This window comes from Streptomyces sp. PT12 (assembly GCF_003311645.1).
GTDB lineage: Bacteria > Actinomycetota > Actinomycetes > Streptomycetales > Streptomycetaceae > Streptomyces.
On record NZ_QEST01000088.1, the window covers coordinates 176334 to 201769 of the forward strand.

Genomic DNA, 25436 nt, shown 5'->3' on the forward strand with positions numbered 1-25436 from the left:
CCCGGGCCAGCGCAGCGTCAGTCCGTGTCGAGACCCGTCTCTATCGCGTAGCGAACAAGCTCCGCGCGGTTGTGGAGTTGCAGCTTGCCCAGGGTGTTCTGCACATGGTTCTGCACCGTCCGGTGCGAGATCACCAGGCGTTCGGCGATCTGGCGGTAGGTCAGGCCCTTGGCCACGAGCCGCAGCACCTCGCGCTCCCGTTCGGTCAGGTGCGGAACGGGGGTGCCGTTCGCCGTCGTCGGGGGCGGGGACGTGGCCAGTCTGCGGTACTCGCCGAGGACCAGGCCCGCGAGCCCCGGGGTGAACACCGGGTCGCCCACCGCAGTGCGCCGCACCGCGTCCACCAGCTCCGCGGCGCTCGCGGACTTCACCAGGTAGCCCGTGGCCCCCGCCTTCACCGCCTCCAGGACGTCCGCCTCCTCGCCGCTGGCCGAGAGCACCAGCACGTGAACGCCCTCCTCACCGGCCAGCTGGCGGCAGACCTCGGCGCCCGGCAGCCCGGGGAGGTTGAGGTCGAGGACCAGCACCCGCGGCCTGACCGCCCTGGCCCGCCGCACCGCGGCGGGCCCCTCGCCCGCCGTGGCCACCACGTCGAGACCGGCCTCCGTCAGGTCGCGGGCCACCGCGTCCCGCCACATCGGGTGGTCGTCGACGACCATCACCGTGATCCGTTCCTCGCTCACACCCGCGCTCCCTTCGGGATCCGCCCCTTCGGGATCCGCAGCTCGACCTCCGTGCCCTGGCCAGGCACCGACACCCAGGCCGCGCTGCCGCCCAGCTCGGTCAGCCGCCCCCGTATCGACAGGGCCGCGCCCAGCCGCCCCTCCGCCTCGGCCGTGGCCAGGCGCCCCTCGGGGATGCCTGGCCCGTCGTCCCGCACGGTCACCAGCACCTCGCCGTCCTCGTCCTCGAGCAGGATCCACGCCTGGGCCGAAGGGCCCGCGTGGCGGCGGACGTTGTCCAGCGCGGCCGCCACCGCCGCCGTCAGCTCGCGGGCCACGGGCGCGGGCAGCAGCACCGGCTCGCCAGGGCCCGCGTAGGTGACGCGCTCGCCCGCGCCCGCCGTTCCCGCGAGCAGCGTCCGCAGGTCGGTGCCCGCGGCATGGGCCGCATCAGGGCGCGGCGCGCCGCCGCCCACGAGCGCGCCGCCGCCCACGAGCGCGCGCAGGGCGCGTTCCTGCTCGCCCGCGAGCCTGCCGAGGTCGGCCGCCTCGCCGCCGATCGCGGCGCCGCGGCGCTGCACCATCGCGAGCACCTGGAGCACGCTGTCGTGGATGTCGCGGGCCAGGCGCTCACGTTCGCGCGTGGCCGCCTCGATGCGCAACGCCTTGGCCAGGGTCCGCTCGCTGGCGCGCACGACCTCGACGACATAGCCGATGGTGACCGCGGCCAGGCACACCAGCAGGCTGTTGTGCAGCATGGGCCCCGAGAAGTCGCCGTCCTCGATCATGTTCGCGGCGCCGACCACGACGGAGGCCACCGCGGCCCAGCGCCAGCCGCCCTTGAGCGCCACGGCGAGCACGGGCCCCGCCACCCAGATCGTGGGCAGCGTGGGGCGCACGGCGTTCGCCGGGTCGGCGAGCGGGCTGAGCAGGATCCCCGCGATGCCCATCGCGAGATCGGCCACCAGGAAACGCGGCGAGCACGCCCCCACGTTGCGCACCGCCCCGAACGTCAGCAGCGTCCACGCCGCGAGCGCCGCCAGATACGCGATGGCCACCCCGGGCCGCCCGTAGTCCCCGTGCGCGATGAGGAACAGCGTGACCGCGTACCCGAGCGTCAGCACCCGGTACGCGGTCAGCGCGCGCCACATCGGCAGCTCCACGGCTCCCGCCGTCGGCTCCCCCGCCATCGTCCGCCCCCTCACCCCTTGGACGCCCCCTTGGGCTCCCCCTCGGATCCCTCGGATCCCTCGGCACCGTCGGATCCGCCGCCCTCGGCCGGGCCGCCCCCGGACGCCCGTTTCGCCTCGTCCGCCAGCATCCGCTTCGCCGCGGTGGCGTAGATGTCGACATACTCCTGCCCCGAGAGCTTCATGATGGCGTACATCACCTCATCGGTGATCGAACGCAGGATGAAACGATCCCCCTCCATCCCCTGGTAGCGGGAGAAGTCGAGGGGCGCGCCGATCCTGATCCCCGGGCGCATCAGCTTGGGGACGACCTTGCCCGGCGGCTGGATCTTCTCCGTGTCGATCATCGCCACCGGAAGCACCGGCGCCCCCGTGGCCAGCGCGACGCGGGCCAGCCCGCCCGGCTTGCCCCGGTAGAGCCTGCCGTCGGGCGAGCGCGTGCCCTCGGGGTAGATCCCGAACAGCTCGCCGCGCTCCAGCACCTCTATGCCGCTCCGTATCGCCGCCTCGCCCGCGCCCCTCGCTCCCGAACGGTCCACCGGCAGCTGCCCGACGCCCCTGAAGAACGCCGCCGTCAGCCTGCCCTTGACGCCGGGCGAGGTGAAGTACTCCGCCTTGGCGATGAAGGTGACCTTGCGGTCGAGGACCGCGGGCAGGAAGAACGAGTCGGAGAACGACAGATGGTTGCTCGCCAGGATCGCGGGCCCCTCGGCGGGGACGTGCTCCTTGCCCTCCACCCATGGCCGGAACACGACCTTCAGACCGGCCCCGACCGATACCTTCATCGCCCCGTACAACACCCCGCGACCTCCTGTCTGTGCGCCTGACCTTACTGGGCACCGGCGCCCATGGCGCCCGGTCGAGACGCCCGCGTAGGGTGACAGACGCCGCACGCACGGATCCCGTGGAGCCGAGGACATACGGAGTCGAGCCGATGCTGCTTCTTCCCGGAGCCGAGCCCTTCACGCACGACGGCTCCCCCACCGGCGTCCTGTTCTGCCACGGCTTCACCGGCACCCCGCAGTCGCTGCGCGCCTGGGCGGGGCACCTGGCGGAACGCGGCATGACCGTATCGCTTCCGCTGCTGCCCGGGCACGGCACCCGCTGGCAGGACCTCCAGCGCACCGGCTGGCAGGACTGGTACGCCACGGTGGACCGCGAGCTCAACGAGCTGCACCACCGCTGCGAGCGGGTGTTCGTGTGCGGCCTGTCGATGGGGGGCGCGCTCGCGCTGCGCCTGGCGGCGCGCCGTGGCGCGGCCGTCAGCGGGCTCGCGCTGGTCAATCCGGCGATCACATTTCCGCGGGTCCAGGGGTACGCCCTGCCGGTGCTGCGCCATCTGCTGCCGACCGCGCGGGGGCTGATCTCGGACATCGCGAAGGAGGGCGTGCGGGAGAGCGGCTACGAGCGCGTCCCGCTGCACGCCGCGCACTCGATGCGGGCGCTCTTCGCCCTGGTGCGGGCCGAACTACCGCAGGTGACACAGCCGTTGCTGGTCATGCACAGCCGCGTCGACCATGTGGTGCCGCCCTCGGACTCCGCGGCCGTGCTGGCGGGCGTGTCCTCCGTGGACACGACCGAGCGCGTGCTCGAATCCAGCTTTCATGTGGCCACCCTGGACCACGACGCGGAGCGTATCTTTCAAGAGACGGACGCCTTCATCACCCGGCTCGCGACAAGGAAGACTGCCCGTGACGGAACGTGACCAGGAGCGCGGAGACGGCCGCGACCCGATCGACGAGGAAGCCGCCTGGGCCGAGATCGTGGCCGGGTACGGGGAGGAGCCCGCCGATCCCCCCGGGGTCTGGCCGCTGGGCTCGCCCGCCGTGGACGAGGACAAGCTCGACGTCGGTGACACCGTCGAACGGGTGCACCTGGCCGAGCCGCCCACCGTCGAGGGTCCAAGGGACTGGGAGGCCGCGGAGGACGAGGAGGACGACCACTTCGTCCCGCCCGACCCGCCGCCGCTGCCCGAGACGGACCTGGCGACCAAGCTGGCGTGGGTCGCGGTCCTCGGCGGGCCGCTGCTGCTGATCGTGTCGGTGCTGCTCCAGCGCAGCATGACGTGGTGGATCGTCACCCTGGGCGTGGGCGGGTTCCTCGGCGGCTTCGCCACGCTGGTGAGCCGGATGCGGGACGGCAGGGACGACGACTGGACCGACCCGGGCAGCGGCGCGGTCGTCTGAACGCCGCGCCACCGGGGCCAGCGCGCCACCGGAGGCCGGGGGGTCAGGGCGCCTCGACGCGCAGCCGCGCGAGCACCGGCAGGTGGTCCGTGGCCGCGACGAGGTCGGCCCGTGGCAGCCCTTCGGGGACCCCGCAGCCGAGAACGGTGATCCCCGGCGTGCACAGCACCGCGTCGATGCGCCGGGCCGGGGCCGCCGACGGCGAGGTCAGCTCGCCGCCATCGGGCGCGGCGGCGCGCGCGTCCACAAGCCGCCGCGTCAGCAGCCGGAACGCCCGCCCCTCGGGCCCCTCGTTGAGGTCGCCCGCCAGCACGCCTTCGGGCGCGCCCAGGCGTTCAAGGCGCTCGAGGACCAGGGGGGCGTGCCTGAGGCGTTCCGCGGCGCTCAGGCTCAGATGACAGCTTGCGACGGCGAGGCGCGCGCCGTTCGCGAAACGGAGCACCGCCGAGGCCACGCCCCTGCGGTGCAGCCCCGGCGTGAACGGCAGCGTCGCGTCGGCCGTGGCCGCCACGAGCGCCCTCGGCGCCGCCAGGATCATCGGGCCGCACGCGGTCGCCCCGCCCGTGACGTACATCAGGCCCGTGGCCCGTGCCAGCCGGGCGGCGCGGGCGCGCCACCCGGCGAAGCGCGGCGCCTCCTGCACGCACAGCACATCGGGCGCGCAGGCCCTGATGACCCGGGCGAGCGCGGCCCTGTCGTCGCGCAGGGAGCGGACGTTGTAGCTGAGCAGGCGGAAGTCCACGGCCCGGGTCAGCCCTGGCGTGCCAGGTCCGCCGCGCCCACCAGGCCCGCCCTTCCGCCGAGTTGGGCGGCGAGCACCTGGGCGTGCGGGCGGTTGGTGCTGCCGACGAGCCAGCGGCGGAACGACTTGCGGATCGGGTCGAGGACCAGGTCGCCCTCGTCGGAGACCCCGCCGCCCACGATGAACGCCGACGGGTCGAACAGCGAGGCCAGGTCGGCGAGTCCGGCCCCGGCCCAGCGGGCCAGCTCGCGGAAGGAGTCGATCGCGACGCCGTCGCCCTGCCGGGCCGCGGCGCTGACGTGGCGGCCCTCGATGCCATCGGGGGTGCCGTCGCCGAGACCGAGCAGCACGGCGGCGGCCTCGGGCGTCGCGGCGGCGCGCTGCCTGGCGTAGCGCACAAGGGCGCGGCCCGAGGCGTACTGCTCCCAGCAGCCCTGGCTGCCGCAGCCGCACAGCAGCCCGTCGGGCACGACGCGGATGTGCCCGAACTCGCCCGCCACGCCGAACCGTCCGCGGTGCAGGCGGCCGCCGATGATGATGCCGCCGCCCAGGCCCGTGCCCAGGGTGATGCAGACGACGTCGTCGTGGCCCGCGCCCGCGCCGAAGCGGAACTCGCCCCAGGCCGCGGCGTTGGCGTCGTTCTCCACGACGACGGGCATCTCGACGCGCTGCTCGATCTTGTCCTTGAGCGCCTCGTGCCGCCACGCGATGTTCGGAGCGAAGAGGACGGTGGCGCGCTTGTCGTCGACGTAACCCGCGGCACCGATGCCGACGGCCTCGGCCCCCGTGCCCTTCCCCACCGTGCTGACCGCGTCGGCGATGGCCTCGACGACGCCCTCGGGGGTGGGTGGGGTCGCCACCTGGCGCGTATCGAGGACCGTGCCGTCCTCGTCCACCACACCGGCCGCGATCTTCGTACCGCCGATATCGACGCCGATGGTCAGTCCCATCAGATCTCCTTCGCATGGAAAGCGCTCCCCCGCTCACTCACGGCGAAGCGTCACCGCTCCTCGCGGTGACGCTTCGCCGTGACGGCCGAGTGAAACCCCCTCGCGGCCCGCATGTCCGAAAGGGGAGGAAACGCGAATCCCTCAAGTGATGTCAGATAGTGCCCCGCCGGCGACCACGGTACCGGAGGGAGGCGGGGCGGGACCGTATCGGTTCAGCGCTGGCCGGAGGGGCCAGGGCCGCCGCCGCCCTCGGGCCCGGCCGTTTCGCCCGGCTTGTCCGCGCCCGGGTCCGCGGCCTTGTCCCCCGGCCCGTCCGCGCGCTCCGCCGTCACATCCGGGTCCTGCCGCTCCCTGCCGGGGCCGAGGACCGCGGCGCGATAGGCGGCAAGCAGCTCGTGGCCCGCGCCCGCGAGATGGTGGAGAACGTCGGCGTTCCGCTCGATCACGGGCTCGATGGCCGCCCTGGCCTGGGCGGCGAGGGGGCCCGCCGCCATGCCGACGCCGGGGCCGAGACCGGCGCCGAGGCGGCCGAGCCGGTCGGTGAGGGCGTCGGCGAGCTTGCGCAGCTCGTCCGCGGCGTCGCCCGGCTGGGGGCCTCGGGCCGCACGGCGCCTGGCCCGCTCGTCGGCAAGGTCCTCCTCGCAGGCCGTGGCCCAGGCGTCCTCGTCGGGGGGCGGGCCCGAGGGGCGCTCGGTGGAGTGCTCGCGCGCGTCGCTCATGGGGACCTCCTTCGCGCGTGGACCGTCCCCATCGAGCCTACCCCGGACGGCCGGGCGGCGAGGGGCCAGCGGCGGGGGTCACGAGGAGGGGGCGCGACGGGGGGCCGCGACGGGGGCTACACGCTCTCGACGCGTTTCTTCAGGCCGTCGAGGGCCCGGTCGATGATGACCTTCTCGGCCTTGCGCTTGATGGTGCCAAGCATCGGCATCTTGACGTCGACGGTGAGCTGGTAGGTGACCTCGGTGTGCGCGCCGTCGGCCACGGGGGCCAGCAGGTAGGAGCCGTCGAGGGCGCGCAGCATGCGGGACTTCACCAGCGACCAGCTGACCTCGTGCTCGCCGTTCCACGTGTAGGCCAGGGTGTGCTCGTCCTTGATCGCCCCGGCGTCGAGGAGCAGCCTGACCTGCTCGGCCCTGCCGTCGGCGCCCGTGGAGAGCACCTCGGCCTCCTTCACCTCGCCCGTCCACTCGGGATAGCGGCCGAAGTCGGCGATCACCGCCATGACATCGGCCGGCTTGGCTTCGATGGTGATGCTCGACCTGGTGTGTTCGGCCATCGCGTGGCTCCTCGCGCTTGTCCGCCGCTGCCGTTCGGGGGAAGGCTACCGCGAGCCGCGGCGGACCCGGGCACGGGAGCGAGGCAGTAGGCTGCCGAATGCCCCCGGACCATGACAGATGAGGAGCAGTGGTGCGCGAGTTCAGCCTGCCGGCGCGGTACGAGGTCTCCGGCGGTGAACACCTGCCGGGGCTGCTGCGGAGCACCGCGGAGCGCCTCCCCGGGGTCGGGCTCATCGCCCGCGCGGAGGGCGCGGGTTGGCGGGACATGACCGCGTCCGCGTTCGCCGCGGAGGTGCGCGCGGTCGCGAAGGGGCTGGTGGCGTCGGGCGTGCGCCCGGGGCAGCGGGTGGGGCTCATGTCGCCCACGCGGTACGAGTGGACGCTGTTCGACTTCGCGATCTGGACGGCGGGCGCGGTCACCGTGCCGGTGTACGAGACGAGTTCGCCCGCCCAGATCGCCTGGAACCTCAGGGACTCGGGCGCCGTCGCCGCGGTCGTGTGCGACGCCGGGCACCGGGCGGCCGTCGAGTCGATCCGGCACGACCTGCCCGAGCTGACCCGGCTGTGGACCATGGACCCGGCCGACGACACCCCCGGCGCCGTCGCCGAGCTGACCGCGGCGGGCGCCGGGGTGAGCGACGCCGACCTGGACGCCGCCACCGCGACGTTGACCGCCGACTCCCCCGCGACGGTGATCTACACCTCGGGAACGACGGGCCGCCCCAAGGGCTGTGTCCTGACGCACCGGGCGTTCCTGACGATGGGCCACGCCGTGGTCGCGTCCATGGCGCCGCTGCTGCGCACGGGGCACAGCTCGGTGCTGCTGTTCCTGCCGCTCGCCCACGTCTTCGCGCGCATGGTCGAGGTGGTGGCCCTGTGCGCGCCGATCCGCCTCGGCCACGTGCCCGACGCGCACACGCTGACCGACGACCTGGCGACGTTCCGCCCGACGATCGTCCTGGGCGTGCCCCGGGTGTTCGAGAAGCTCTTCAACAGCGCGCGGGCCGCCGCGCGCGAGCGGCGCATGGGCTGGCTGTTCGACCGCGCCGCGGCGGTCGCGATCGCCTACAGCCGCGCGCTCGACGGCCGTTCGGGCCCCGGGGTGCCGCTGCGGCTGGCGCACCGGCTGTGCGACGGGCTGGTCTACCGGCGGATCAGGGACACGCTCGGCGGCCGCGCCACCCACGCGATCTCGGGCGGCGGGCCGCTCGGCGCACGCCTGGGGCACTTCTTCCGCGGCATCGGCTTCACCGTGCTCGAGGGCTACGGGCTCACCGAGACGTGCGCGCCCACGGCGTTCAACCCCTGTGACGCACCGCGCATCGGGACCGTGGGCCTGCCGCTCGCCGGGACCGCGGTGCGCGTGGCCGACGACGGCGAGGTGCTGGTGCGCGGCGACCACCTGTTCACCGGCTACCTGGGCGACGAGCGGGCCACGCGGGAGGCGATGGCGGGCGGCTGGTTCCACACCGGCGACCTCGGGTCGCTCGACGCGGACGGCTATCTGACCATCACGGGGCGCAAGAAGGAGATCCTGGTGACCGCGAGCGGCAAGAACGTCGCGCCCGCCGCCATCGAGGACCGGGTGCGGGCGCACGAGCTGATCGCCGAGTGCATGGTGGTCGGCGACGGGCGCCCGTTCGTCGCGGCGCTCATCACGCTCGACGACGCGTTCCTGCGGCGCTGGGCGGGCCGCAACGGCCTCGGCGACCTGCCGAGGGAGGAGCTGCTGCGCCACCCGCTGCTGCTCGCGAGCGTGCAGAAGGCCGTGGACGACGGCAACACCGCGGTCTCCAGGGCCGAGTCGGTGCGGAAGTTCCGGGTGCTGCCGGGGCAGTTCACGCAGGAGTCGGGCCACCTCACGCCGTCGCTCAAGCTGCGGCGCCATGTGGTGGCGAGGGACTGCGCGGACGAGATCGACGCGCTCTACCGCTGAGCGCGGCGCCGCGCCGGTGGCGCCCGGCGCCGAAGCCGGAGGGTCGCCGCCGCTGACACGATCCGGCCTGGCCGACCGGCAGGGGGGCGCGTGATCCGCCGGAAGGGCGCTGGCTAGCCGAGGAGGCCGCGCAGGCGTTCCACCAGGAGGTCCCAGCGCCAGCGTTCCTCGACCCAGGCCCTGCCGCGCTCGCCCATGCGGCGGCGCAGCTCGGCGTCGCGCAGCAGCGTGATCAGGCGGTCGGCCGTCTCCACGGGTGCCGACTCCTGGCCGCCGCGCACGATCCAGCCGGTCTCGCCAGGGAGGACGGCGTCGGGCGCGCCGCCCGAGTCCCCGCTGAGCACGGGCAGTCCGGTGGCTGACGCCTCGAGGTAGACCATGCCGAGCCCTTCGACGTCCAGGCCACCGGCCCGGGTGCGGCACGGCATCGCGAACACGTCGCCCGCCCCGAAGTGCGCGGGCAGGTCCTCCCATGGCACGGCGCCGGTGAACCGCACCGATGTCGCCACGCCCTCCTTGGCGGCCAGCTTCTCCAGGTCCACGCGGTAGGGCCCGCCGCCGACGATCAGCAGCACGGCGTCCGGCTCCGCGGCGAGCACCCGGGGCATCGCCCTGATCAGGGTGTCCTGGCCCTTGCGGTGCACCAGCCGGGAGACGCACACGATCACGGGCCGGTCGGCCAGGCCCATGGACGCCCGCAGCGCGGCGCCTCCCGAGTCGGGGTGGAACGTCTTCTCGTCCACGCCGGGCGGCAGTTGCACCATGCGGGCGGCGGCCTCCGGGCTCAGCGCCCGCGCGATCCTGCTGCGCGTGTACTCGCCGAGGTAGGTGATCACATCGGTGGTGTCCCCGACCCGGCGCAACAGCGCCCGCGCGCCCGGCAGCTGGGCCCACGCAGCCTCGTGCCCGTGCGTCGTGGCGACCATGCGCTCCGCGCCCGCGGCGCGCAGCGCGGGCGCGAGCGCGCCGAGCGGCGCCGCGGCGCCAAACCACACGGCCGTGCAGCCGTGCGCGCGCAGCAGCCCGGTGGCCCGCCGCCGCACGGCCGGGGTGGGCAGCAGCAGGCTGGCCCTGTCCCTGATGACGGGGAACGGCTGCTCCGCGTCGAACTCGGCCGTGGTGCCGCCCTGTTCGGGGTCGCCACGCCACGAGGAGGTGTAGACGACCACCCGCCGCGGGTCCAGCCGCACCGCCATGCTGTGCAGGAACGCCTGGATGCCTCCGGGCCGTGGCGGAAAATCATTGGTGACAATCAATGTCTTACGCATCAGGACGAGACGATACCGAGGGTCCTCAGGGCCGGACGACCGAGGAGACGGGAAGAATTCCCACCGACTCGTACCGCACTGTGGCCCCGGGGTGCGGGGAGTGCACGATCTGCCCACCCCCGACGTACATCCCCACATGGCTCGCATCGGACCGGTAGACCACGATGTCGCCGGGCTGCGCCTGGGCGAGCGACACCTTTCGGCCAGCGCCCGCCTGCGCCTGTGAGGTGCGCGGCAGGGCGACCCCGGCCTGCGCGTAGGCCCACTGGATGAGCCCCGAGCAGTCGAACGCGTCGGGCCCTGCCTGCCCCCACGCGTACGGGGACCCCACGGCGCCACGGGCGGCCGCGAGCGCCCGCGCGCCACGCCCCGAGCCCTCCGCGGGCGCCTCGGGCGCGGCGGTGGGCGGCGGCTCGGCTGCCGCCTCGCGCTCGGCGCGCTCGCGCTCGCGCCGCTCCCGCTCGGACAGCTCGTCGAAGTGGCGGCGCGCGGTGGCGAGTTTGCGCTGCGCGGCGCGCTTGTGGCGGGCCAGGCGCGTCTGTTCCCCGGTCAGCTCCTCCAGCTTGTCGGACGCGTCCTCGCGGCGCTGCTCCAGGCTCCGCTGGGCCGCCACCAGGTCGCGCAGCTCGCCCGCGCGGCGCGTGCCGAACCGTTCGAGCGCGGTGGCCGCGGCCAGATACCGGTCGGGGCTGTCGGACATCATGAGCGCCACGGCGGGCCCGAGGCCGCCCGCGCGGTACTCGGCCGCCGCGGCCGAGCCGACCGTGCGCCGCTTGGCGTTGACCGCCTCCTGGCCTTCGGCGACGCGGTCGCGGTGGCGCTCGAACTCCTCGGTCAGCGCCGCGACGCGCTCCGCCGCGCCGTTGTACGCCTCGACGGCGCGCTCGGCCTCGGCGAAGACGTCGTCCAACTCCCTGGCCGCCTCGGCGCTGTCGGACGGCGGCGGCGGGGCGGGCTCGGCCAGGACCGGCACCGCCCCCATCGCGGCGGCCGCGGTCGCGGCTGCGGACAGCACGCCGACCCTGGCCGCCCTTCTCGTCCTCGCCTGCGGATCGCGTCGATGCGAGACCACTACGGGCCGCTCCCTTCGGTGGGTTACCTGAGGGGAGCAGAATGTAGCCGCGCGGCACGGGAGTCGGCGAACGGCAACGCCGCACGCGCCGCCTCCCGGCACGCAACCGCAGGTCACACCGGGGGCGCGACGGAGCGCGGGAAACCCCGAATCACCTGGATGGGCTCAGGGAAAGGTGACGGGGGAAGGCGACCAAGGACAGCGAACGACCGGGCTCAGCCGACCCGCACGCCAAACTGGAACGGCATCACGTCGACGCCCAGGTACTCCACCGTGGAGTTGGAGTTGGGCGAGTGGATGATCGTGCCGTTCCCGGCGTAGATGCCGACGTGGTGCAGGTCGCTGTAGTAGATCACCAGGTCGCCCGGGGCGAGTTCGCTCATGGAGACCCTGGTGCCCGCGCCCGCCTGCGCCTGGGACGTGCGCGGCAGCGAGACACCGGCCTGCGCGAACGCCCATGAGGTGAGGCCCGAGCAGTCGAACGCGTTGGGGCCCGTGGCGCCCCACACATACGGGGAGCCGAGCTTGCTGATGGCGGCGGACAGGGCGGCCTCGCCATAGGACGAGCCGCTGCCGTCCAGGATGGGGCGCCCGCTGTCCCGGCTCGCGCGCTCCGCCGCCTCGGCGGCCTCGGCCGCCTCCTGGGCCTCCAACTCGGCCTGCTGCTCGGCGGTGAGCTGGTTGAGCAGGGCCTGGGCCTCGCTCAGCTTCTCCTGGATCTCTTCCTTGCGGTCGCCGACCTCGGTGCGGACCTCCTCGAGCTCGGCGAGCCGGTCGCTCGCCTCGTCCCGCTGCTGGTCGAGCGAGCGCTGCTGGTCCTCGATCAGCCGCAGGGTCTCCGCCTGCTTGCCGCTGACCTGGTCGAGCGTGGACGCCTGGTCCAGATAGGCGTCGGGGTCGGAGGAGAGGAAGAGCTGCACCGAGGGGTCAACGCCGCCGTTGCGGTACTGGGCCGAGGCCACCGAACCGACGCTCGCGCGCAGCTCGTTGAGCTCCTGCTGGCCACGGGCCGTGGCGTCCTGGAGGGCCTCGACCTCCTCCTGGAGCTGCTCCTCGCGCTCCTTGGCGCCGTTGTACTCGTCGGTGGCCGAACCGGCCTCCTCGTACAGCCGGTCGACCTCTTCCTGGACCTCTTCGAGGCTCTGACCCGGCGCGGCCTGCGCGGTCTGCGTGGATATCGCGACACTGGCGGCGGCGGCCGTGGCACCGAAGATGGTCATACGGGCGCGGCTCGGCTGCTTGGGACGACGGTGGGACGCCACGGGGGCGAGCTCCTTCTTCCTCAGCCGCCTGCCGGGCGTGGGGGCGATGGCCCCGGCTCCGCGCAACTGCCGCGGATTCGGCGGTTCCCCCACGGCCACCCCGGATGGATGGACTACCGCGCGGAGGTTCGAGCCCTGACCCTAGCGAGGTGGGTTTCGATCCTTCAAATCCCCCCGGGCATATTTTACTCACCTCACACGAGCGGCAATCGGGTACGCACGTTCCGTGGGGGACGAGCGAGGGCAAGGCGGGCGCAGTCGCCCCTTTCCCCGCGCAACGGCCACAACTCCGGCACGGAAGGGCGGATCGCCCATGTGGTCATCAGGCGCGCGCGAGGCGCCGCAGGAGCAGCGCGGAGGCCACGGGGCGCGCCCCCGCGGCCGCGACCCCGTCCGCCACCTCGCGGTCGGCCGAGACCACCACGACGGGCCGCCCCTGCGGCTCGGCGCGCACCAGGCGCCGAATCAACTCGTCGGCGGTCTCCCCCGGGTTGCTGAACAGCACCCGCACCCCGCGCGGCGGCGTCACCAGCACGGGGGCCGCCAGCTCGGCGCCGTCGAACACGCACGTCATCTCGGCGCCCGTCTGCGCGGCCAGCACGGCGAGGCCGCCGAGCAGCCGCAGCCGCTGCTTCTCCAACGGCAGTGCGGGATAGCCGGTCTTGGTGACGTTGTACCCGTCGACCACGAGGTGCGCCTGGGGCAGCGCGAGGAGCTGGTCGAGCAGCGCGGGGTCGTCCTCGGAGAGCGCGCGGTGCGCGATGTCCTGGGGGGTCAACCCGCCTGGCTCCACCGCCTCGACGGTCTGCGCGGGCCGCAACCTGGCGGGCGGCAGGGCCAGTTCGCGGCGCAGGCCCTGGGCCGCGTCGAGGACCGTGTCGAGCAGGAGCCGCAGCCGCATGTCCTCGATGCCGCGGCCCTCGCGCACCGCCTTGCGGCTGGCCTCGAGGGCCGCCTCCGCCTCCGAGAGCCGCGCCCGCAGCCGCCTGGCCTCGCCCTCCGCCGCGGCCCTGGCCGCCGCGGCCTCGCCGCGCACGTCGTCGAGCTCGGCCCGCAGCTTGCGCGCCGCGGCCTCGCCGCGCCGCACGTCGGCCAGCGCGCTGCGCAGCTTGCGGTGCACGGCGTCGGTCTCCTTGCGCGCCGCCTCCAACTCGCCGCGCAGCCGGTCGCCCTCGGTGCGCGTGAGCGCCGTCAGCCGGGCCACCTCGTCGCGCAGCCGCGCCAGCTCCTGCTCGCGCTCCCGCTCGGCGCGTTCGTCCTGAGCGCGCTGCGCTTCCTCGCCCGCCGCGGCCACCAGCTTGGCCCAGCCAGGCGGGCGCAGCACGAACGCCGCCGCCGCCACCTCCACGGGGTCGGCGGCGGGCGGGGGGTTGCCCTGGGTCACGGCCTCGGCGAGCTCGGGCTCGGTCTCCCGCAGCCGCGCCGCGACGCGCCGCCTGAAGTCCGGGTCGCTCTCGAGCGACGCGGCCATCGAGCTGCCGCCGAATTTCACCCGACGGGATGGGGTGAACCGGGCATACTGCCGCAACGTGGGAGGCAACTCGGCCAGGGTGAGCCCGGAGAAAGCGTCGGCCGCGAGAAGGATCACCCGGTGCCTGACCCGCTCGGGCAGCGGGCGGTCGAGGGTCTCGGCCGCGTCCGCGTCGCCTTCCGTCGGATCCACCACCGCTCGCACCGTCCGTCAGCCCTGTCGTTGTCCACTTCACCCTACGGCCTGGTAGCCGCGGGGGCCCACGCCGCGGGCTAAGGTGTGCCCTGCGTACCGCGTCCGCCGCACATCCCGCGCGACATCGGGCGGGACATCCACCAGGAGGGGCCAGCCGTGATCACTTCGATCGTGCTCATCAAGACCAGCGTGGACCGCGTCCCTGAGGTCGCCGAGCAGATCGCGGCGCTCGAAGGGGTCAGCGAGGTGTACTCGGTGACCGGCCCCCACGACCTTATCGCCATGGTGCGGGTGCACCGCCACGAAGAGCTGGCCGAGGTGATCCCGGCCAGGATCAGCAAGATCCCTGGCGTGACGTCGACGGAGACGCACATCGCGTTCCGCACCTACTCGCAGCACGACCTCGAGGCGGCGTTCGCGATCGGCCTCGAGTAGGCCGAGGCCCACGCCGAGGCCCACCGCGCGCGCCCGCCCCGGCCCCTCAGGCGTGGGTCGCGCGCACCCAGCGGTCGAGGCAGCGGGCCGCGGCCCCGCTGTCGATCGACTCGGCCGCCGTGGCCATCCGCAGGGCGATCTGGTCGCGCAGCGGCGCGTCCCCGGGGTTCAACGCGACAAGCGCCGCCGCGGCGTTGAGCACCACCGCGTCCCTGACCGGGCCCGTCGCGCCCGCCAGGACCGCCCTGGCCACCTCGGCGTTGTGGGCCGCGTCGGCGCCGCGCAGCGACTCGACGGGCGCGATGGCCAGGCCCACGTCGCGCGGGTCGAAGCTCTCCTCGCGCACCTTGCCGTCGCGCACGACCCACACCGTCGACGTGGCGGTGATCGTCAGCTCGTCCAGCCCGTCGTCGCCGCGGAACACCAGCGCCGAGGCGCCGCGTTCGGCCAGGACGCCCGCCATGATGGGCGCCATCCGCGCGTCCGCGACGCCCGTGGCCTGGGCCCGGACGCGGGCGGGGTTGGTGAGGGGGCCGAGAAAGTTGAACGGGGTGGGGATCCCCAGCTCGCGCCGCGCGGTGGCCACATGGCGCAGCGCCGGGTGGAACCTGATCGCGAAGCAGAACGTGATGCCCGCGTCGACGGCCACCTCGGCGACCCGCTCGGGGGTCAACTCCAGGTTGACGCCGAGCTGTTCGAGCACATCGGACGCGCCGCTCGCGCTCGACGCCGCGCGGTTGCCGTGCTTGACGACCGTCGCGCCCGTGCCCGCGACCACGATGGCGGCCATCGTGGAGATGTTGACCGTCCTGGCCCTGTCGCCCCCCGTGCCCACGATGTCCACCGCGGGCCCCGGCACCTCGATCAGGTTGGCGTGTTCGTACATCGCCCGCACCAGGCCGCCGACCTCGTCGACCGTCTCGCCCTTGGCGCGCAGCGCCACCGCGAAGCCCGCGATCTGCGCGTCGGTGGCCTCGCCGGTCATGATCTGGTCCATTGCCCACGCGGTCGCGTCCATCGACAGGTCACGCCCGGCCACCAGGGTCGTCAGCACCTCGGGCCAGGTGTGCGCCGCCGCGGTGTCGCCTCCTGCGGGGGTCACAACGCTCATGGGAATCACTCCGGGGGTTCGGACGGCTGATCGGCGCCGCTTTCACAGCAGACCCTAGCGGGCCCGGTGAACGCCACAAGGCCGTGGTCCCCCACACAGGCGGGGGACCACGGCCTCGTTCGGAAACGGTGTCGGAAACGGGGTCCGAGGGGCAGTGGGAACGATCAGTGGTGGCCGTGGCCGCTCGTGATCTCCCGGTACTCCTCCGTCGTCGGCTTCGGGATCTGCGCCTGCTCGCCGAAGTACCCGCGGGAGATCTTCACCCGCAGCCGCTCCAGCGGGCTGACCTTGCGCCGCACGCCGTTCTCGTCCGTCTCGGGGCCGATCTCGGCGGGCCTGTCCTGGTCGTGCGCGGTCAGCGTGTACAGCGTCTCGCGCGGCAGCGGCTCGTGGACCTCGACGAACTCACCGTGCGGCAGCCGCTTGATGATGCCGGTCTCGCGGCCGTGCAGCACCTTCTCCCGGTCCCTGCGCTGGAGGCCGAGGCAGATCCGCCGCGTGATGACGAACGCGATCACGGGGAAGACGAAGAACCCGATTCGGCACACCCAGGTGATGGCGTTGATCGACAGGTTGAAGTTGACCGCCCACACGTCGTTCCCGCCCGCGACGAGGGCGACGCCGTACGCCACGAGCCACGCGACGCCGAGACCCGTGCGGGTGGGGGCGTTCCTCGGCCGCTGCGCGATGTGGTGCTCGCGGTTGTCGCGCGTCAGCCAGGACTCGAAGAACGGGTACAGGCCGATCAGCACGAGCACGCCGGGGAAGACCGCGAGCGGGATCATCAGGCCGAAGTTGAGCGTGTAGCCGCCCGGGATCACCCACTCCCATCCCGGCATCATGCGGACCAGTCCCTCGGAGAAGCCGAGATACCAGTCGGGCTGGGCGTTCGTCGAGACCTGGTCGGGCCGATAGGGCCCGAGCACCCAGACGGGGTTGATCGTCGCCGTGGCCGCGATGGCCGCGATGACGCCGAACACCAGGAAGAAGAAGCCGCCCGCCTTCGCCATGTAGATGGGCAGGAACGGCATGCCGACGACGTTGTCGTTGGTCCTGCCGGGGCCCGCGAAGTGCGTGTGCTTGTGGTAGATGATCAGGATCAGGTGCGCCGCGACCAGGCCGAGCATGATGCCGGGCAGCAGCAGCACATGGATGACGAAGAACCTCGGGATGATGTCGTGCCCGGGGAACTCCCCGCCGAACAGGAACATCTGGATATAGGTGCCCACCACCGGCATGGAGAGGATCGCGCCCTCCATGAAGCGGATGCCGGTGCCGGAGAGCAGGTCGTCGGGCAGCGAGTAGCCGGTGAGGCCCGTGAAGATGGCCAGGATGAACAGCGTCCAGCCGAACAGCCAGTTGATCTCGCGCGGCTTGCGGAAGGAGCCGGTGAAGAACACCCGCATCATGTGGAACATGATGCCGACGACAAAGATCAGCGCCGCCCAGTGGTGGATCTGCCGGACCAGCAGGCCGCCGCGGACGTCGAAGCTGATGTCGAGCGTCGAGGCGTACGCCTCGGTCATCATCACGCCCTGCATCGGGACATAGCTGCCGTGGTACTCCACCTCGGCCATGCTCGGCACGAAGAACATGGTGAGGTACACGCCGGTCAGGATCAGGATGACGAAGCTATAGAGGCAGATCTCACCCAGCAGGAACGACCAGTGGTCGGGGAAGATCTTCCGCATGTTGGCCTTGGCGAGGCTGTAGAGCCCCACCCGGCCGTCGGCCCAGTCGGCGATCTTCTCTCCGGCCGGTGCCTTGCCCCTGGTCTTGGGGTCCTTCGTTGCCGTACTCATCCGCGCTCCCAAAAGCTCGGGCCGGGGGGCTCCTCGAAGTCGCCGAGCGCCTGGAGGAAGCCTTCGTCGTTGACCGTGATGCGCAGCTGCGGCAGCGGGTGGCCCGCGGGCCCGAAGAGGACCCGGGCGCCGTCGGCGAGGTCGAACGTCGACTGGTGGCAGGGGCAGAGCGCGTGGTGGGACTGCTGCTCGTAGAGGGTCGCGGGGCAGCCGATGTGAGTGCAGATCTTGGAGTAGCAGAGGATGCCCTCGTGGCCCCACTCCGCGGAGCGCGGGTCCTTGATGTCCTCCGGCTCAAGGCGCACCAGCATGACGGCGGCCTTGGCGATCTCCGCGTGGAAGTTCTCGGCGTGCGGGTCGAGCCCTTCCGGCATGGCCTGCGTGAGCGAGCCCACCGTGATGTCCTCGGGGCGCAGCGGCTGGAGGGTGGCCTCGTTGATGATCAGCGAGCCCTCCTTCCAGGCGGTGCGGTGGAGCTTGTCCTCGGGCAGCGGGCCGAGGTCGCGCAGCAGCACCACGCCGGCGAGCGGCACGAGGCCGAGGGCGCCGAGCATGGTGTTGCGGGCGAGCTTCCTGCGGCCGATCTGCGACTCGGCGGCCCCCTTGGCGAACTCCTCGAGAACGTGCGCCTTGACCTCGGGCGTCGCCTCGACGGCGTGCCGCTCCTCGGCGACCTCCTCGTCGGACATCAGGGTGCGCGCCCAGTGGATGGCGCCCGCGCCGACGCAGAAGAGGGCGAGCCCGAGGGTGAGGCCAAGGGCGAAGTTCAGCCCGCTGACGTGCCCGAACGGCCAGATGAAGACGATCTCATCGATCGGGATGGCCACATAGGAGGCGATGAAGCCGACCGTGGCGAGCATCGACAGGGTGAAGAGGAAGGCCACGGTGCGCTCGGAGCGCCGGGCGGCCCGCTCGTCGATGTCCTGCCTGCGGGGTTCGTGCGGCGGCAGCCCCGGGTCGGCGAACGGGTCGTCCGCCTCCGCCACGGCACCGCCCTCGCGCTGGTCGGGGAGGTGGTCATCCGACGAGTCGTTGCGCGATTCGGTCTGATCAGTTCGGCTACTCATGACTTCCTGGCCTTCGCGGTCCTGGCCCCGATCCACACGGCGACGGCGATGAGGGCACCGATGCCGAACGTCCAGGCGAAGAGGCCCTCGCTGACCGGCCCGAAGCCACCGAGGCCCAGGCCGCCCGGGCTCGGGGACTCCGCGGTGTTGACCGCGTGCAGCCACGCGATGATGTCCTGCTTCTCCTCCTCCGGCAGCGTGGAGTTGGGGAAGGACGGCATGTTGGCGGGGCCCGTGACCATGGCCTCGTAGATGTACCTGGGGTCCACGTTGTCCAGCGCCGGGGCTTCCTTGCCATGGGTCAGCGCGCCGCCCTGGCCGGTGAAGTTGTGGCACTGGGAGCAGTTGGTGCGGAACAGCTCGCCGCCCCTGGCGGCGTCGCCCGCCGAGGGGTCGTAGGCCGACTCGTTCGGCACGCTCGGGCCCGGGCCGAGGGAGGCGACATACGCGGCGAGCTGGTCGATCTCTGCCTGCGTGTAGACGACCGGCTTCTCCTCGGCCTGCGGGCCAGGCTGCTGGAGGGGCATGCGCCCGGTGCCGACCTGGAAGTCGACCGCCGCGGCGCCGACCCCGGTCAGCGGGGGCCCGTCGCTGCTCCCCTGGCCGCCGGAGCCGTGGCAGCTCGAGCAGCCGACGTCGTACAGCTTCTTGCCCTCCTCGATGGCGAGGGACTGGGCCGAAGCCTCGGCCTGCGCCTCGTCCGCGGGGGCGAGCGTCGCGTACAGCCCCCCTGTGGCCGCCAGCGCGAGGAGGAGGACGACGAGCGCCGCCAGCGGATGGCGCCGTCGTACGGAGAGCTTTTTCACGGATTACCCCGGGGTCAGGATCTTCTGCGTCGGTGCTTGAGGTGTGCGTGTCCGAGTGCGTGGTGCCGGTCGGCTACGTGATGAGGTAGCTACGTGATGAGGTAGCTACTTGATGAGGTAGATGGTGGCGAAGAGGCCGATCCACACGACGTCGACGAAATGCCAGTAGTACGACACGACGATGGCCGTGGTGGCCTGTTCATGGGTGAAGCGCTTGGCCGCGTACGTGCGGGCCAGGACGAACAGGAACGCGATCAGCCCGCCGAGCACGTGCAGCCCGTGGAAGCCGGTGGTCAGGTAGAACGCCGAGCCGTAGGGGCCCGAGGACAGCGAGATGCCCTCGTGCTTGACCAGCTCCACATACTCCGTGACCTGTCCGCCGATGAAGATGGCGCCCATCACGAAGGTGGCCACGAACCACGCGCGGAGCTTCTTCACATCGCCCCGCTCGGCGGCGAACACGCCGAGCTGACAGGTGAGCGAGGAGAGCACCAGGATCACGGTGTTGGTCCCCGAGAACGGGAGGTTGAGCGCGTCGGCGTTCTCCTGCCAGTACTCCGCTCCCATCACCGACCGCAGGGTGAAGTACATCGCGAAGAGGGCCGCGAAGAACATCAGCTCGGAACTCAGCCAGATGACGGTTCCGACGCTGGTGACGTTCGGCCGGTTGACCGAAGGGATCGCGTGCCCGGATTCTGCTGCTGTTGCTGTCGCCACGCCCGTCATTATGTCGGTCGGTTTCCCGGCGTCTTCCCCGGGGGTCCGGTTCGGTGTGTCCGCCCGTCCCGTGGCGTTTCCCGGCCCCTTCCCGGCCCGTTCCCCGGCCATCCGCCCTGCCCACCCCGGGGGCCGACGGAGTAGCATCCGCCGCAGGGGCGGCCGACGAGGGCCGTCCGGGACAACGGCCACCTCGCGGAGGAACGTATGGAGCGCACCGCCACGGTGCTGGTCTACAGCGACGACGTCAACACCCGCGAACAGGTGCGGCTCGCGGCCGGGAGGCGGCCCGCGGCGGACGTTCCCGCGGTCGAGTACCTGGAGTGCGCCACGCTGCCCGCGGTGCTGACCGCGCTCGAAGAGGGCGGGATCGACGTGTGCGTGCTGGACGGCGAGGCCGTCCCCGCGGGCGGGATGGGCGTCTGCCGGCAGATCAAGGACGAGATCTTCGAGTGCCCCCCCGTGCTGCTGCTGATCGGGCGCCCGCAGGACGCCTGGCTCGCCACCTGGAGCCGGGCCGAGGCGGCCGTCGCGCACCCGGTGGAGCCGTCGGAGCTCGCGGCCTCCCTGGCCGCCCTCCTGCGCCGCCGGCTCCCCTCCGTGGTCTGAGGCCCGTCGGGCCGCCTCGCGCCCGGCGTCCCTCACACCCGGGGGCGCAGGCGGCCGGCCGCGGGGGTCACGGGCTCGCCGCCACCGCCGCCGTGCACGGCGCTTCCGGCGCGCCACTCCTCCCAGGAGAGGTTCCAGTCGCCGAAGCCGTTGCCGAAGGGCGCCATGTCCTCGCCGAAGCCGTTGACGTGCTCGACGACGTCACCGGGCTTGAGCAGGTCGAACAGCCACTTGGCGTTCTCGTCCGACATGCCCGTGCAGCCGTGGCTGACGTTGGCCGAGCCGTGCGAGCCCGCGGACCAGGGGGCGGCGTGGATGTACTCGCCGCTCCAGGTGAGCCGCGAGGCCCACGAGACGTTGAGGTCGTAGGACTCCGCCGAGCCCGCCGCGATGCCGATGCTCGTGCCGGTCATCCGCACGTTCTCCTCCTGGGCGAGGACGACCTTCTTGCCGTTCCTCGTGGCGAAGCCCTCCTTGCCCGTGGTGATCGGGATGCTCCGCAGCTCCTCGCCGTTGCGGGAGACGGTCATGGTGTGGCCGCTGATGTCGGCGACGGCCTCGATCCGGTCGCCGGTCCTGAGCTTGACGGCGTCGCCCGAGCCGCCGCGCAGGCCGTCCCTTATCGGCAGCCCGAGGAGGTTGGAGCGCACGGTGATCTCGGTGTTGGCGGGCCAGTACTCCTTGGGGCGGTAGTGCAGCTCCTTGTCGTCCACCCAGTGCCACGCCCCCTCCACGCGGGGCTCGGAGCTGACGCTGAGCGCGCCCTCGACGAGCGCCCGCTCCTCGGGGTCGCTGACCTTGCGGCTCAGCTCGGCGGTGACCGGCTGGCCCACACCGTAGGTGCCCGCGTCGGGGCCGAACTCGACGTCGAGGCGCTTGCCCTTGGAGGCGCGCGTGCTGAACGTGTGCACGCCCCTGCCGGGGGAGCCACTGCCGTTCTCCGTGCTGACCCGAACGGTGTACTCGGCGTCCGCGGCCAGCGGCGAGGTGCTGCGCCAGCCGCGGCCGTCGGCGGACAGCTCACCGGCCAGGGGGCGCCCGGCCGCGTCGGCGGCGGCCACGTCGGTGATCCTGGTTCCGGTGCCCTGGGTGCTTATCCTGAGGGGCTTGTCGGGATCGACGCCGGTCGCCTTCGCGCCACCGGCGTCACCGAAGGACAGCTGTCCGACGGCGTCGTAGGGTTCGGTCGCCAGCGGCTTGCCGCCTCCCGCGCAGCCGGTGATCCCGGCGAGCAGCGGGGCGAGTATCAGCGCTGAGCCCAGTTTTATGCGGTGTGAGTGACTCATAGCCACAAATTACGGACATCGCCTGGTAGGGGCGCGCTGGCCTGCTGCAAACGGGCGGCCCCCGGAGGGGATCCCTCCGGGGGCCGGATGCCGTGCGGGACGTGCCGTCCCTGGCCGCTACTGGTTCTGGTTCTCGCCGCGGTAGTACTCGAAGACCCACAGCCACAGGCCGATGGCCACGAGCGGGGCGGTGAAGTACAGGAACCACCAGCCGAAGACCGGGCCCATGAACGCGACCGCGCCGCCGGCGCCGAGCAGCAGCGGCGCCCAGCTGTGCGGGCTGAAGAACCCGACCTCGCCGGCGTCGTCGGCGACGTCCGCCTCCTTGTTGTCCTGCGCGCCCGTGTCCACGCGGCGGGCGGTGAAGATCAGGTAGAACCCGATCATCGCCGACAGGGCGAACGACAGGAACAGCGCCGTGGTGCCGACCGGCTCCTTGGACCACACGCCGTAGACGATCGCCACGGCGAGCATGAAGACGGCGATCCAGCTGAAGAGGTGCCCCTGGATCCTCACTGGCCTGCCTCCTTTCCGGTGAGCGCCTCGGCCTCGTGGCGGGCGTCGTTCTCCAGGGAGTCGAGCGCCGCGACCTCGGGGTGGTGCAGGTCGAAGGCGGGCGACTCGGAGCGGATCCTCGGCAGCGTGAGGAAGTTGTGCCGGGGCGGCGGGCACGAGGTGGCCCACTCGAGCGAGCGGCCGTAGCCCCACGGGTCGTCGGTGTCGACCTTCTCGCCGTACTTCCAGGTCTTCCAGACGTTGTAGAAGAACGGCAGCATCGACATGCCGAGCAGGAACGAGCTCATGGTCGAGATGGTGTTGAGCGCGGTGAACCCGTCGGCCGCCAGGTAGTCGGGGTAGCGGCGGACCATGCCCTCGGCGCCCAGCCAGTGCTGCACGAGGAACGTTCCGTGGAAGCCGATGAAGAGTGTCCAGAAGGTGATCTTGCCAAGGCGCTCGTCCAGCATCCTGCCGGTCCACTTGGGCCACCAGAAGTGGAAGCCCGCGAACATCGCGAAGACCACGGTGCCGAAGACGACGTAGTGGAAATGGGCCACCACGAAGTAGGTGTCGGACACGTGGAAGTCGAGCGGCGGCGAGGCCAGGATCACGCCAGTGAGGCCGCCGAAGAGGAAGGTGATCAGAAAGCCGACCGACCAGAGCATCGGCGTTTCGAAACTGAGCGATCCCTTCCACATGGTGCCGATCCAGTTAAAGAACTTCACACCGGTCGGGACCGCGATCAGGAACGTCATAAACGAGAAGAACGGCAGCAGCACCGCGCCCGTGACATACATGTGGTGCGCCCAGACCGTCACGGAGAGGCCCGCGATGGTGATCGTCGCGGCGACCAGGCCGATGTAGCCGAAGATCGGCTTCCTGGAGAAGACCGGGATGATCTCCGAGACGATGCCGAAGAACGGCAGCGCGATGATGTACACCTCGGGATGGCCGAAGAACCAGAAGAGGTGCTGCCACAGGATCGCGCCCCCGTTGGAGGCGTCAAAGATATGGGCCCCGAAGACGCGGTCGGCGGCGAGCGCGAACAGCGCGGCGGCGAGCACGGGGAAGGCCAGCAGCACCAGGACACCGGTGAGCAGGACGTTCCAGGTGAAGATCGGCATCCGGAACATCGTCATGCCGGGGGCGCGCATGCAGATGATCGTGGTGATGAAGTTGACGGAGCCGAGGATGGTACCGAAGCCGGAGAGCGCCAGGCCCATGACCCACAGGTCGGCGCCCATGCCGGGCGAGCGGACCGCGTCGGAGAGCGGCGAGTAGGCGAACCAGCCGAAGCTGGCGGCGCCCTGCGGCGTGAAGAAGCCGCCGACCACCATGAGGCCGCCGAACAGGTAGAGCCAGTAGGCCAGCATGTTCAGGCGGGGGAACGCGACGTCGGGGGCGCCGATCTGGAGCGGCATGATCCAGTTGGCGAACCCGGCGAACAGCGGGGTCGCGAACAGCAGCAGCATGACCGTGCCGTGCATGGTGAACAGCTGGTTGAACTGCTCGTTGGTGACGACCTGCGTGCCGGGGCGGGCCAGCTCGGCGCGCATCACGAGCGCCATCACGCCACCGACGATGAAGAAGAGGAACGACGTCAGCAGGTACATCGTGCCGATCGTCTTGTGGTCGGTGGTGGTGAGCCACTTGACCACGATGGAGCCCGGCCGGCGCCGGTAGGTGGCGGGCGCGGCGGGGGGGGACCCCACCGCCTCCGTCTCCTGGGACTCCGCGTTCTTCTGCTCGAGGATACTCACGATCGCCCCTCGTTGGTCTCGGCGTTCCTTGCGGCATCGGTCTGCTCGATGCCGGCCGGGATGTAGCCGGTGTTGCCGCGTTCCGCCAAGTCCTGGAGATGCGCGTCGTACTCCTCGGGGGAGACGACCTTGACGTTGAACAGCATGCGGGAATGGTCGACGCCGCAGAGCTCGGCGCACTTGCCGAGGAAGGTGCCCTGCCGGTCGGGGGTCACCTCGAACACGTTGGTGTGCCCGGGGATGACGTCCTGCTTCATCAGGAACGGCACGACCCAGAACGAGTGGATGACGTCCCGTGACGTCAGCACAAACTGCACCGTCTCACCCTCGGGGAGGACCAGCGTGGGCCCGGGGTTGCCGGTGTCGGGGTCGCGGTCGGCCGGGGTGCCGACCTCGTACACGCCGTCCGCGTTCTCGGGGAAGCGGTCGGCGATCCGGTCGGGGATGGAGGAGAGCTCGGGCGCGTCGCGCGCGTCGGTGTCGGAGGCGCCGACGGGCTCGATGTAGTTGAAGCCCCAGCTCCACTGGTAGCCCACCACGTTGATGATGTGGTCGGGCTCATCGGAGGTGTCGAGCAGCTCGGTCTGGTCGCGGGCGGTGAAGTAGAAGAGCACCGAGACGACGATGAGCGGGACGAGCGTGTAAAGGGCCTCGATGGGGAGGTTGTACCGGTTCTGCGGGGGAATCTCGACCTTGGTGCGCGAGCGCCGGTGGAAGAAGACGCTCCACAGGATCAGGCCCCACACCAGCACACCCGTGACCAGGGCGGCAGCCCAGGAGCCCTGCCACAGGGACAGGATGCGCGGCGCCTCCTCCGTGACGGGGGTGGGCATGCCGAGACGGGGAAAGTCCTCGGATGTGCAACCTGTGGCGGTCGCCAGGACCAAGCCCGCGATCAGCGCCTGCGGCAGGATCCGCCGCTTCGGGCGCCGCGACGAGCGGTCGGAGCCGTTGGGACTCACGTAGCGCCTTCCCGAGAGTCTCGCCCTCGGTCCGGGCTGCCTCGCGCTTCGCTGCGGCCGGCCCTGACGGGGGCAGGGGTTTGGATGTTTATGCGGACCAAACCCTACTGGACGCCCTTTGCCACCCCGCGGGGAGGGTGCGGGAACGCGGCGTGGCGCGGCGCCGGGCCCG

Annotated in this window: 25 protein-coding genes; 5 read left to right on the top strand and 20 right to left on the bottom strand. The window is 72.2% G+C overall.

Translation table 11 applies throughout. The annotated features are described in order from the left end of the window. Positions 1-17: 17 nt before the first annotated feature. The 3 genes from DEH69_RS09945 to DEH69_RS09955 are packed head-to-tail and all read right to left on the bottom strand — an operon-like array spanning position 18 to position 2637. On the bottom strand, positions 18-659 hold the full coding sequence (locus DEH69_RS09945) for a response regulator transcription factor (RefSeq protein WP_181727356.1): 642 nt from the start codon (positions 657-659) through the stop codon (positions 18-20). 20 nt (positions 660-679) lie between these two features. Then, entirely contained in the window at positions 680-1852 is a 1173-nt protein-coding gene (gene macS / locus DEH69_RS09950; protein ID WP_113686557.1) for a MacS family sensor histidine kinase, read from the bottom strand. An 11-nt stretch (positions 1853-1863) separates the two neighbouring features. Then, positions 1864-2637, bottom strand: a complete 774-nt coding sequence (locus DEH69_RS09955) for a 1-acyl-sn-glycerol-3-phosphate acyltransferase (protein ID WP_258534566.1) — start codon at positions 2635-2637, stop codon at positions 1864-1866. A 149-nt stretch (positions 2638-2786) separates the two neighbouring features. Here DEH69_RS09955 and DEH69_RS09960 point away from each other — a divergent pair, with 149 nt between their 5' ends. Both DEH69_RS09960 and DEH69_RS09965 read left to right on the top strand, forming a co-directional pair. Continuing rightward, the gene (locus DEH69_RS09960) at positions 2787-3557 is read left to right on the top strand and encodes a carboxylesterase (RefSeq protein ID WP_113686558.1); all 771 of its coding nucleotides are present in this window, start codon (positions 2787-2789) and stop codon (positions 3555-3557) included. Then, positions 3544-4038 (top strand): hypothetical protein, encoded by a 495-nt coding sequence (locus tag DEH69_RS09965; RefSeq protein WP_113686559.1) that lies wholly within the window; start codon positions 3544-3546, stop codon positions 4036-4038. The genes DEH69_RS09960 and DEH69_RS09965 overlap by 14 nt, the downstream gene beginning before the upstream one ends. Before the next feature lie 43 nt (positions 4039-4081). On the opposite strand, the gene DEH69_RS09970 is transcribed toward DEH69_RS09965, so the two are convergent. From DEH69_RS09970 to DEH69_RS09985, 4 genes are all read right to left on the bottom strand, one after another. Beyond that, positions 4082-4780 carry an endonuclease/exonuclease/phosphatase family protein gene (locus DEH69_RS09970; RefSeq protein ID WP_309302775.1) on the bottom strand — a complete coding sequence of 233 codons (699 nt, stop codon included), beginning with the start codon at positions 4778-4780 and terminating at the stop codon, positions 4082-4084. A gap of 8 nt (positions 4781-4788) precedes the next feature. Then, on the bottom strand, positions 4789-5730 hold the full coding sequence (locus DEH69_RS09975; protein WP_113686560.1) for an ROK family glucokinase: 942 nt from the start codon (positions 5728-5730) through the stop codon (positions 4789-4791). Between the two features lie 212 nt (positions 5731-5942). After that, the gene (locus DEH69_RS09980; RefSeq protein WP_181727348.1) at positions 5943-6449 is read right to left on the bottom strand and encodes a DUF5304 family protein; all 507 of its coding nucleotides are present in this window, start codon (positions 6447-6449) and stop codon (positions 5943-5945) included. Between the two features lie 116 nt (positions 6450-6565). Beyond that, positions 6566-7006: an SRPBCC family protein gene (locus tag DEH69_RS09985; protein WP_113686561.1), complete on the bottom strand. Its 441-nt coding sequence runs from the start codon at positions 7004-7006 to the stop codon at positions 6566-6568. Positions 7007-7137: 131 nt separating this feature from the next. On the opposite strand from DEH69_RS09985, the gene DEH69_RS09990 reads away from it, so the two are divergent. After that, complete coding sequence (locus tag DEH69_RS09990) at positions 7138-8943, top strand: long-chain fatty acid--CoA ligase (RefSeq protein ID WP_113686637.1); 1806 nt, start codon at positions 7138-7140, stop codon at positions 8941-8943. Positions 8944-9056: 113 nt separating this feature from the next. Here the strand turns inward: DEH69_RS09990 and DEH69_RS09995 are convergent, their stop codons facing one another. The 4 genes from DEH69_RS09995 to DEH69_RS10010 all read right to left on the bottom strand — a co-directional run bounded on the left by DEH69_RS09995 (position 9057) and on the right by DEH69_RS10010 (position 14208). Next, on the bottom strand, positions 9057-10211 hold the full coding sequence (locus DEH69_RS09995; protein ID WP_113686562.1) for a glycosyltransferase family 4 protein: 1155 nt from the start codon (positions 10209-10211) through the stop codon (positions 9057-9059). 25 nt (positions 10212-10236) lie between these two features. Further along, on the bottom strand, positions 10237-11226 hold the full coding sequence (locus DEH69_RS10000; protein ID WP_258534567.1) for an NlpC/P60 family protein: 990 nt from the start codon (positions 11224-11226) through the stop codon (positions 10237-10239). Positions 11227-11498: 272 nt separating this feature from the next. Next, positions 11499-12545 carry an NlpC/P60 family protein gene (locus tag DEH69_RS10005; protein ID WP_113686639.1) on the bottom strand — a complete coding sequence of 349 codons (1047 nt, stop codon included), beginning with the start codon at positions 12543-12545 and terminating at the stop codon, positions 11499-11501. Positions 12546-12867: 322 nt separating this feature from the next. After that, positions 12868-14208 carry an NYN domain-containing protein gene (locus tag DEH69_RS10010; RefSeq protein WP_113686640.1) on the bottom strand — a complete coding sequence of 447 codons (1341 nt, stop codon included), beginning with the start codon at positions 14206-14208 and terminating at the stop codon, positions 12868-12870. Between the two features lie 159 nt (positions 14209-14367). On the opposite strand from DEH69_RS10010, the gene DEH69_RS10015 reads away from it, so the two are divergent. After that, positions 14368-14646: an Lrp/AsnC family transcriptional regulator gene (locus DEH69_RS10015; protein WP_113686563.1), complete on the top strand. Its 279-nt coding sequence runs from the start codon at positions 14368-14370 to the stop codon at positions 14644-14646. A 46-nt stretch (positions 14647-14692) separates the two neighbouring features. On the opposite strand, the gene trpD is transcribed toward DEH69_RS10015, so the two are convergent. From trpD to DEH69_RS10040, 5 genes are all read right to left on the bottom strand, one after another. Then, positions 14693-15757: an anthranilate phosphoribosyltransferase gene (trpD, locus tag DEH69_RS10020; protein WP_113686564.1), complete on the bottom strand. Its 1065-nt coding sequence runs from the start codon at positions 15755-15757 to the stop codon at positions 14693-14695. Positions 15758-15921: 164 nt separating this feature from the next. Next, entirely contained in the window at positions 15922-17559 is a 1638-nt protein-coding gene (locus DEH69_RS10025) for a cytochrome bc complex cytochrome b subunit (protein WP_113686565.1), read from the bottom strand. Then, entirely contained in the window at positions 17556-18626 is a 1071-nt protein-coding gene (locus DEH69_RS10030) for a ubiquinol-cytochrome c reductase iron-sulfur subunit (RefSeq protein WP_113686566.1), read from the bottom strand. Before DEH69_RS10030 ends, DEH69_RS10025 begins: the two co-directional genes overlap by 4 nt. Further along, a complete protein-coding gene (locus DEH69_RS10035) occupies positions 18623-19432 on the bottom strand; it encodes a cytochrome c (RefSeq protein ID WP_113686567.1) in 810 nt (269 codons plus the stop codon). The genes DEH69_RS10030 and DEH69_RS10035 overlap by 4 nt, the downstream gene beginning before the upstream one ends. Positions 19433-19537: 105 nt before the next feature. Continuing rightward, the gene (locus tag DEH69_RS10040; protein WP_113686568.1) at positions 19538-20158 is read right to left on the bottom strand and encodes a heme-copper oxidase subunit III; all 621 of its coding nucleotides are present in this window, start codon (positions 20156-20158) and stop codon (positions 19538-19540) included. Between the two features lie 198 nt (positions 20159-20356). Between DEH69_RS10040 and DEH69_RS10045 the strand changes: the two genes are divergently transcribed. After that, entirely contained in the window at positions 20357-20758 is a 402-nt protein-coding gene (locus DEH69_RS10045) for a hypothetical protein (RefSeq protein ID WP_113686569.1), read from the top strand. A 32-nt stretch (positions 20759-20790) separates the two neighbouring features. Here DEH69_RS10045 and DEH69_RS10050 read toward each other — a convergent pair whose 3' ends face one another. The 4 genes from DEH69_RS10050 to coxB all read right to left on the bottom strand — a co-directional run bounded on the left by DEH69_RS10050 (position 20791) and on the right by coxB (position 25264). Continuing rightward, positions 20791-22044, bottom strand: coding sequence for an Ig-like domain-containing protein (locus DEH69_RS10050; RefSeq protein ID WP_113686570.1), 1254 nt, complete (start codon positions 22042-22044; stop codon positions 20791-20793). A gap of 117 nt (positions 22045-22161) precedes the next feature. After that, complete coding sequence (locus tag DEH69_RS10055; RefSeq protein WP_113686571.1) at positions 22162-22560, bottom strand: cytochrome c oxidase subunit 4; 399 nt, start codon at positions 22558-22560, stop codon at positions 22162-22164. Further along, complete coding sequence (gene ctaD / locus DEH69_RS10060) at positions 22557-24254, bottom strand: cytochrome c oxidase subunit I (protein ID WP_258534573.1); 1698 nt, start codon at positions 24252-24254, stop codon at positions 22557-22559. Before ctaD ends, DEH69_RS10055 begins: the two co-directional genes overlap by 4 nt. Before the next feature lie 44 nt (positions 24255-24298). Continuing rightward, positions 24299-25264, bottom strand: coding sequence for a cytochrome c oxidase subunit II (gene coxB / locus DEH69_RS10065; protein ID WP_113686573.1), 966 nt, complete (start codon positions 25262-25264; stop codon positions 24299-24301). Between the last annotated feature and the right edge of the window lie 172 nt (positions 25265-25436).

What these genes read in the sequence shown, in the direction of transcription:
- DEH69_RS09945 (WP_181727356.1), bottom strand. Translation starts at nt 659, where the DNA reads ATGGTCGTCGACGACCACCCGATGTGGCGGGACGCGGTGGCCCGCGAC.
- macS (WP_113686557.1), bottom strand. Translation starts at nt 1,852, where the DNA reads ATGGCGGGGGAGCCGACGGCGGGAGCCGTGGAGCTGCCGATGTGGCGC.
- DEH69_RS09955 (WP_258534566.1), bottom strand. Translation starts at nt 2,637, where the DNA reads ATGAAGGTATCGGTCGGGGCCGGTCTGAAGGTCGTGTTCCGGCCATGG.
- DEH69_RS09960 (WP_113686558.1), top strand. Translation starts at nt 2,787, where the DNA reads ATGCTGCTTCTTCCCGGAGCCGAGCCCTTCACGCACGACGGCTCCCCC.
- DEH69_RS09975 (WP_113686560.1), bottom strand. Translation starts at nt 5,730, where the DNA reads ATGGGACTGACCATCGGCGTCGATATCGGCGGTACGAAGATCGCGGCC.
- DEH69_RS09980 (WP_181727348.1), bottom strand. Translation starts at nt 6,449, where the DNA reads ATGAGCGACGCGCGCGAGCACTCCACCGAGCGCCCCTCGGGCCCGCCC.
- DEH69_RS09985 (WP_113686561.1), bottom strand. Translation starts at nt 7,006, where the DNA reads ATGGCCGAACACACCAGGTCGAGCATCACCATCGAAGCCAAGCCGGCC.
- DEH69_RS09995 (WP_113686562.1), bottom strand. Translation starts at nt 10,211, where the DNA reads ATGCGTAAGACATTGATTGTCACCAATGATTTTCCGCCACGGCCCGGA.
- trpD (WP_113686564.1), bottom strand. Translation starts at nt 15,757, where the DNA reads ATGAGCGTTGTGACCCCCGCAGGAGGCGACACCGCGGCGGCGCACACC.
- DEH69_RS10025 (WP_113686565.1), bottom strand. Translation starts at nt 17,559, where the DNA reads ATGAGTACGGCAACGAAGGACCCCAAGACCAGGGGCAAGGCACCGGCC.
- DEH69_RS10030 (WP_113686566.1), bottom strand. Translation starts at nt 18,626, where the DNA reads ATGAGTAGCCGAACTGATCAGACCGAATCGCGCAACGACTCGTCGGAT.
- DEH69_RS10040 (WP_113686568.1), bottom strand. Translation starts at nt 20,158, where the DNA reads ATGACGGGCGTGGCGACAGCAACAGCAGCAGAATCCGGGCACGCGATC.
- DEH69_RS10045 (WP_113686569.1), top strand. Translation starts at nt 20,357, where the DNA reads ATGGAGCGCACCGCCACGGTGCTGGTCTACAGCGACGACGTCAACACC.
- DEH69_RS10050 (WP_113686570.1), bottom strand. Translation starts at nt 22,044, where the DNA reads ATGAGTCACTCACACCGCATAAAACTGGGCTCAGCGCTGATACTCGCC.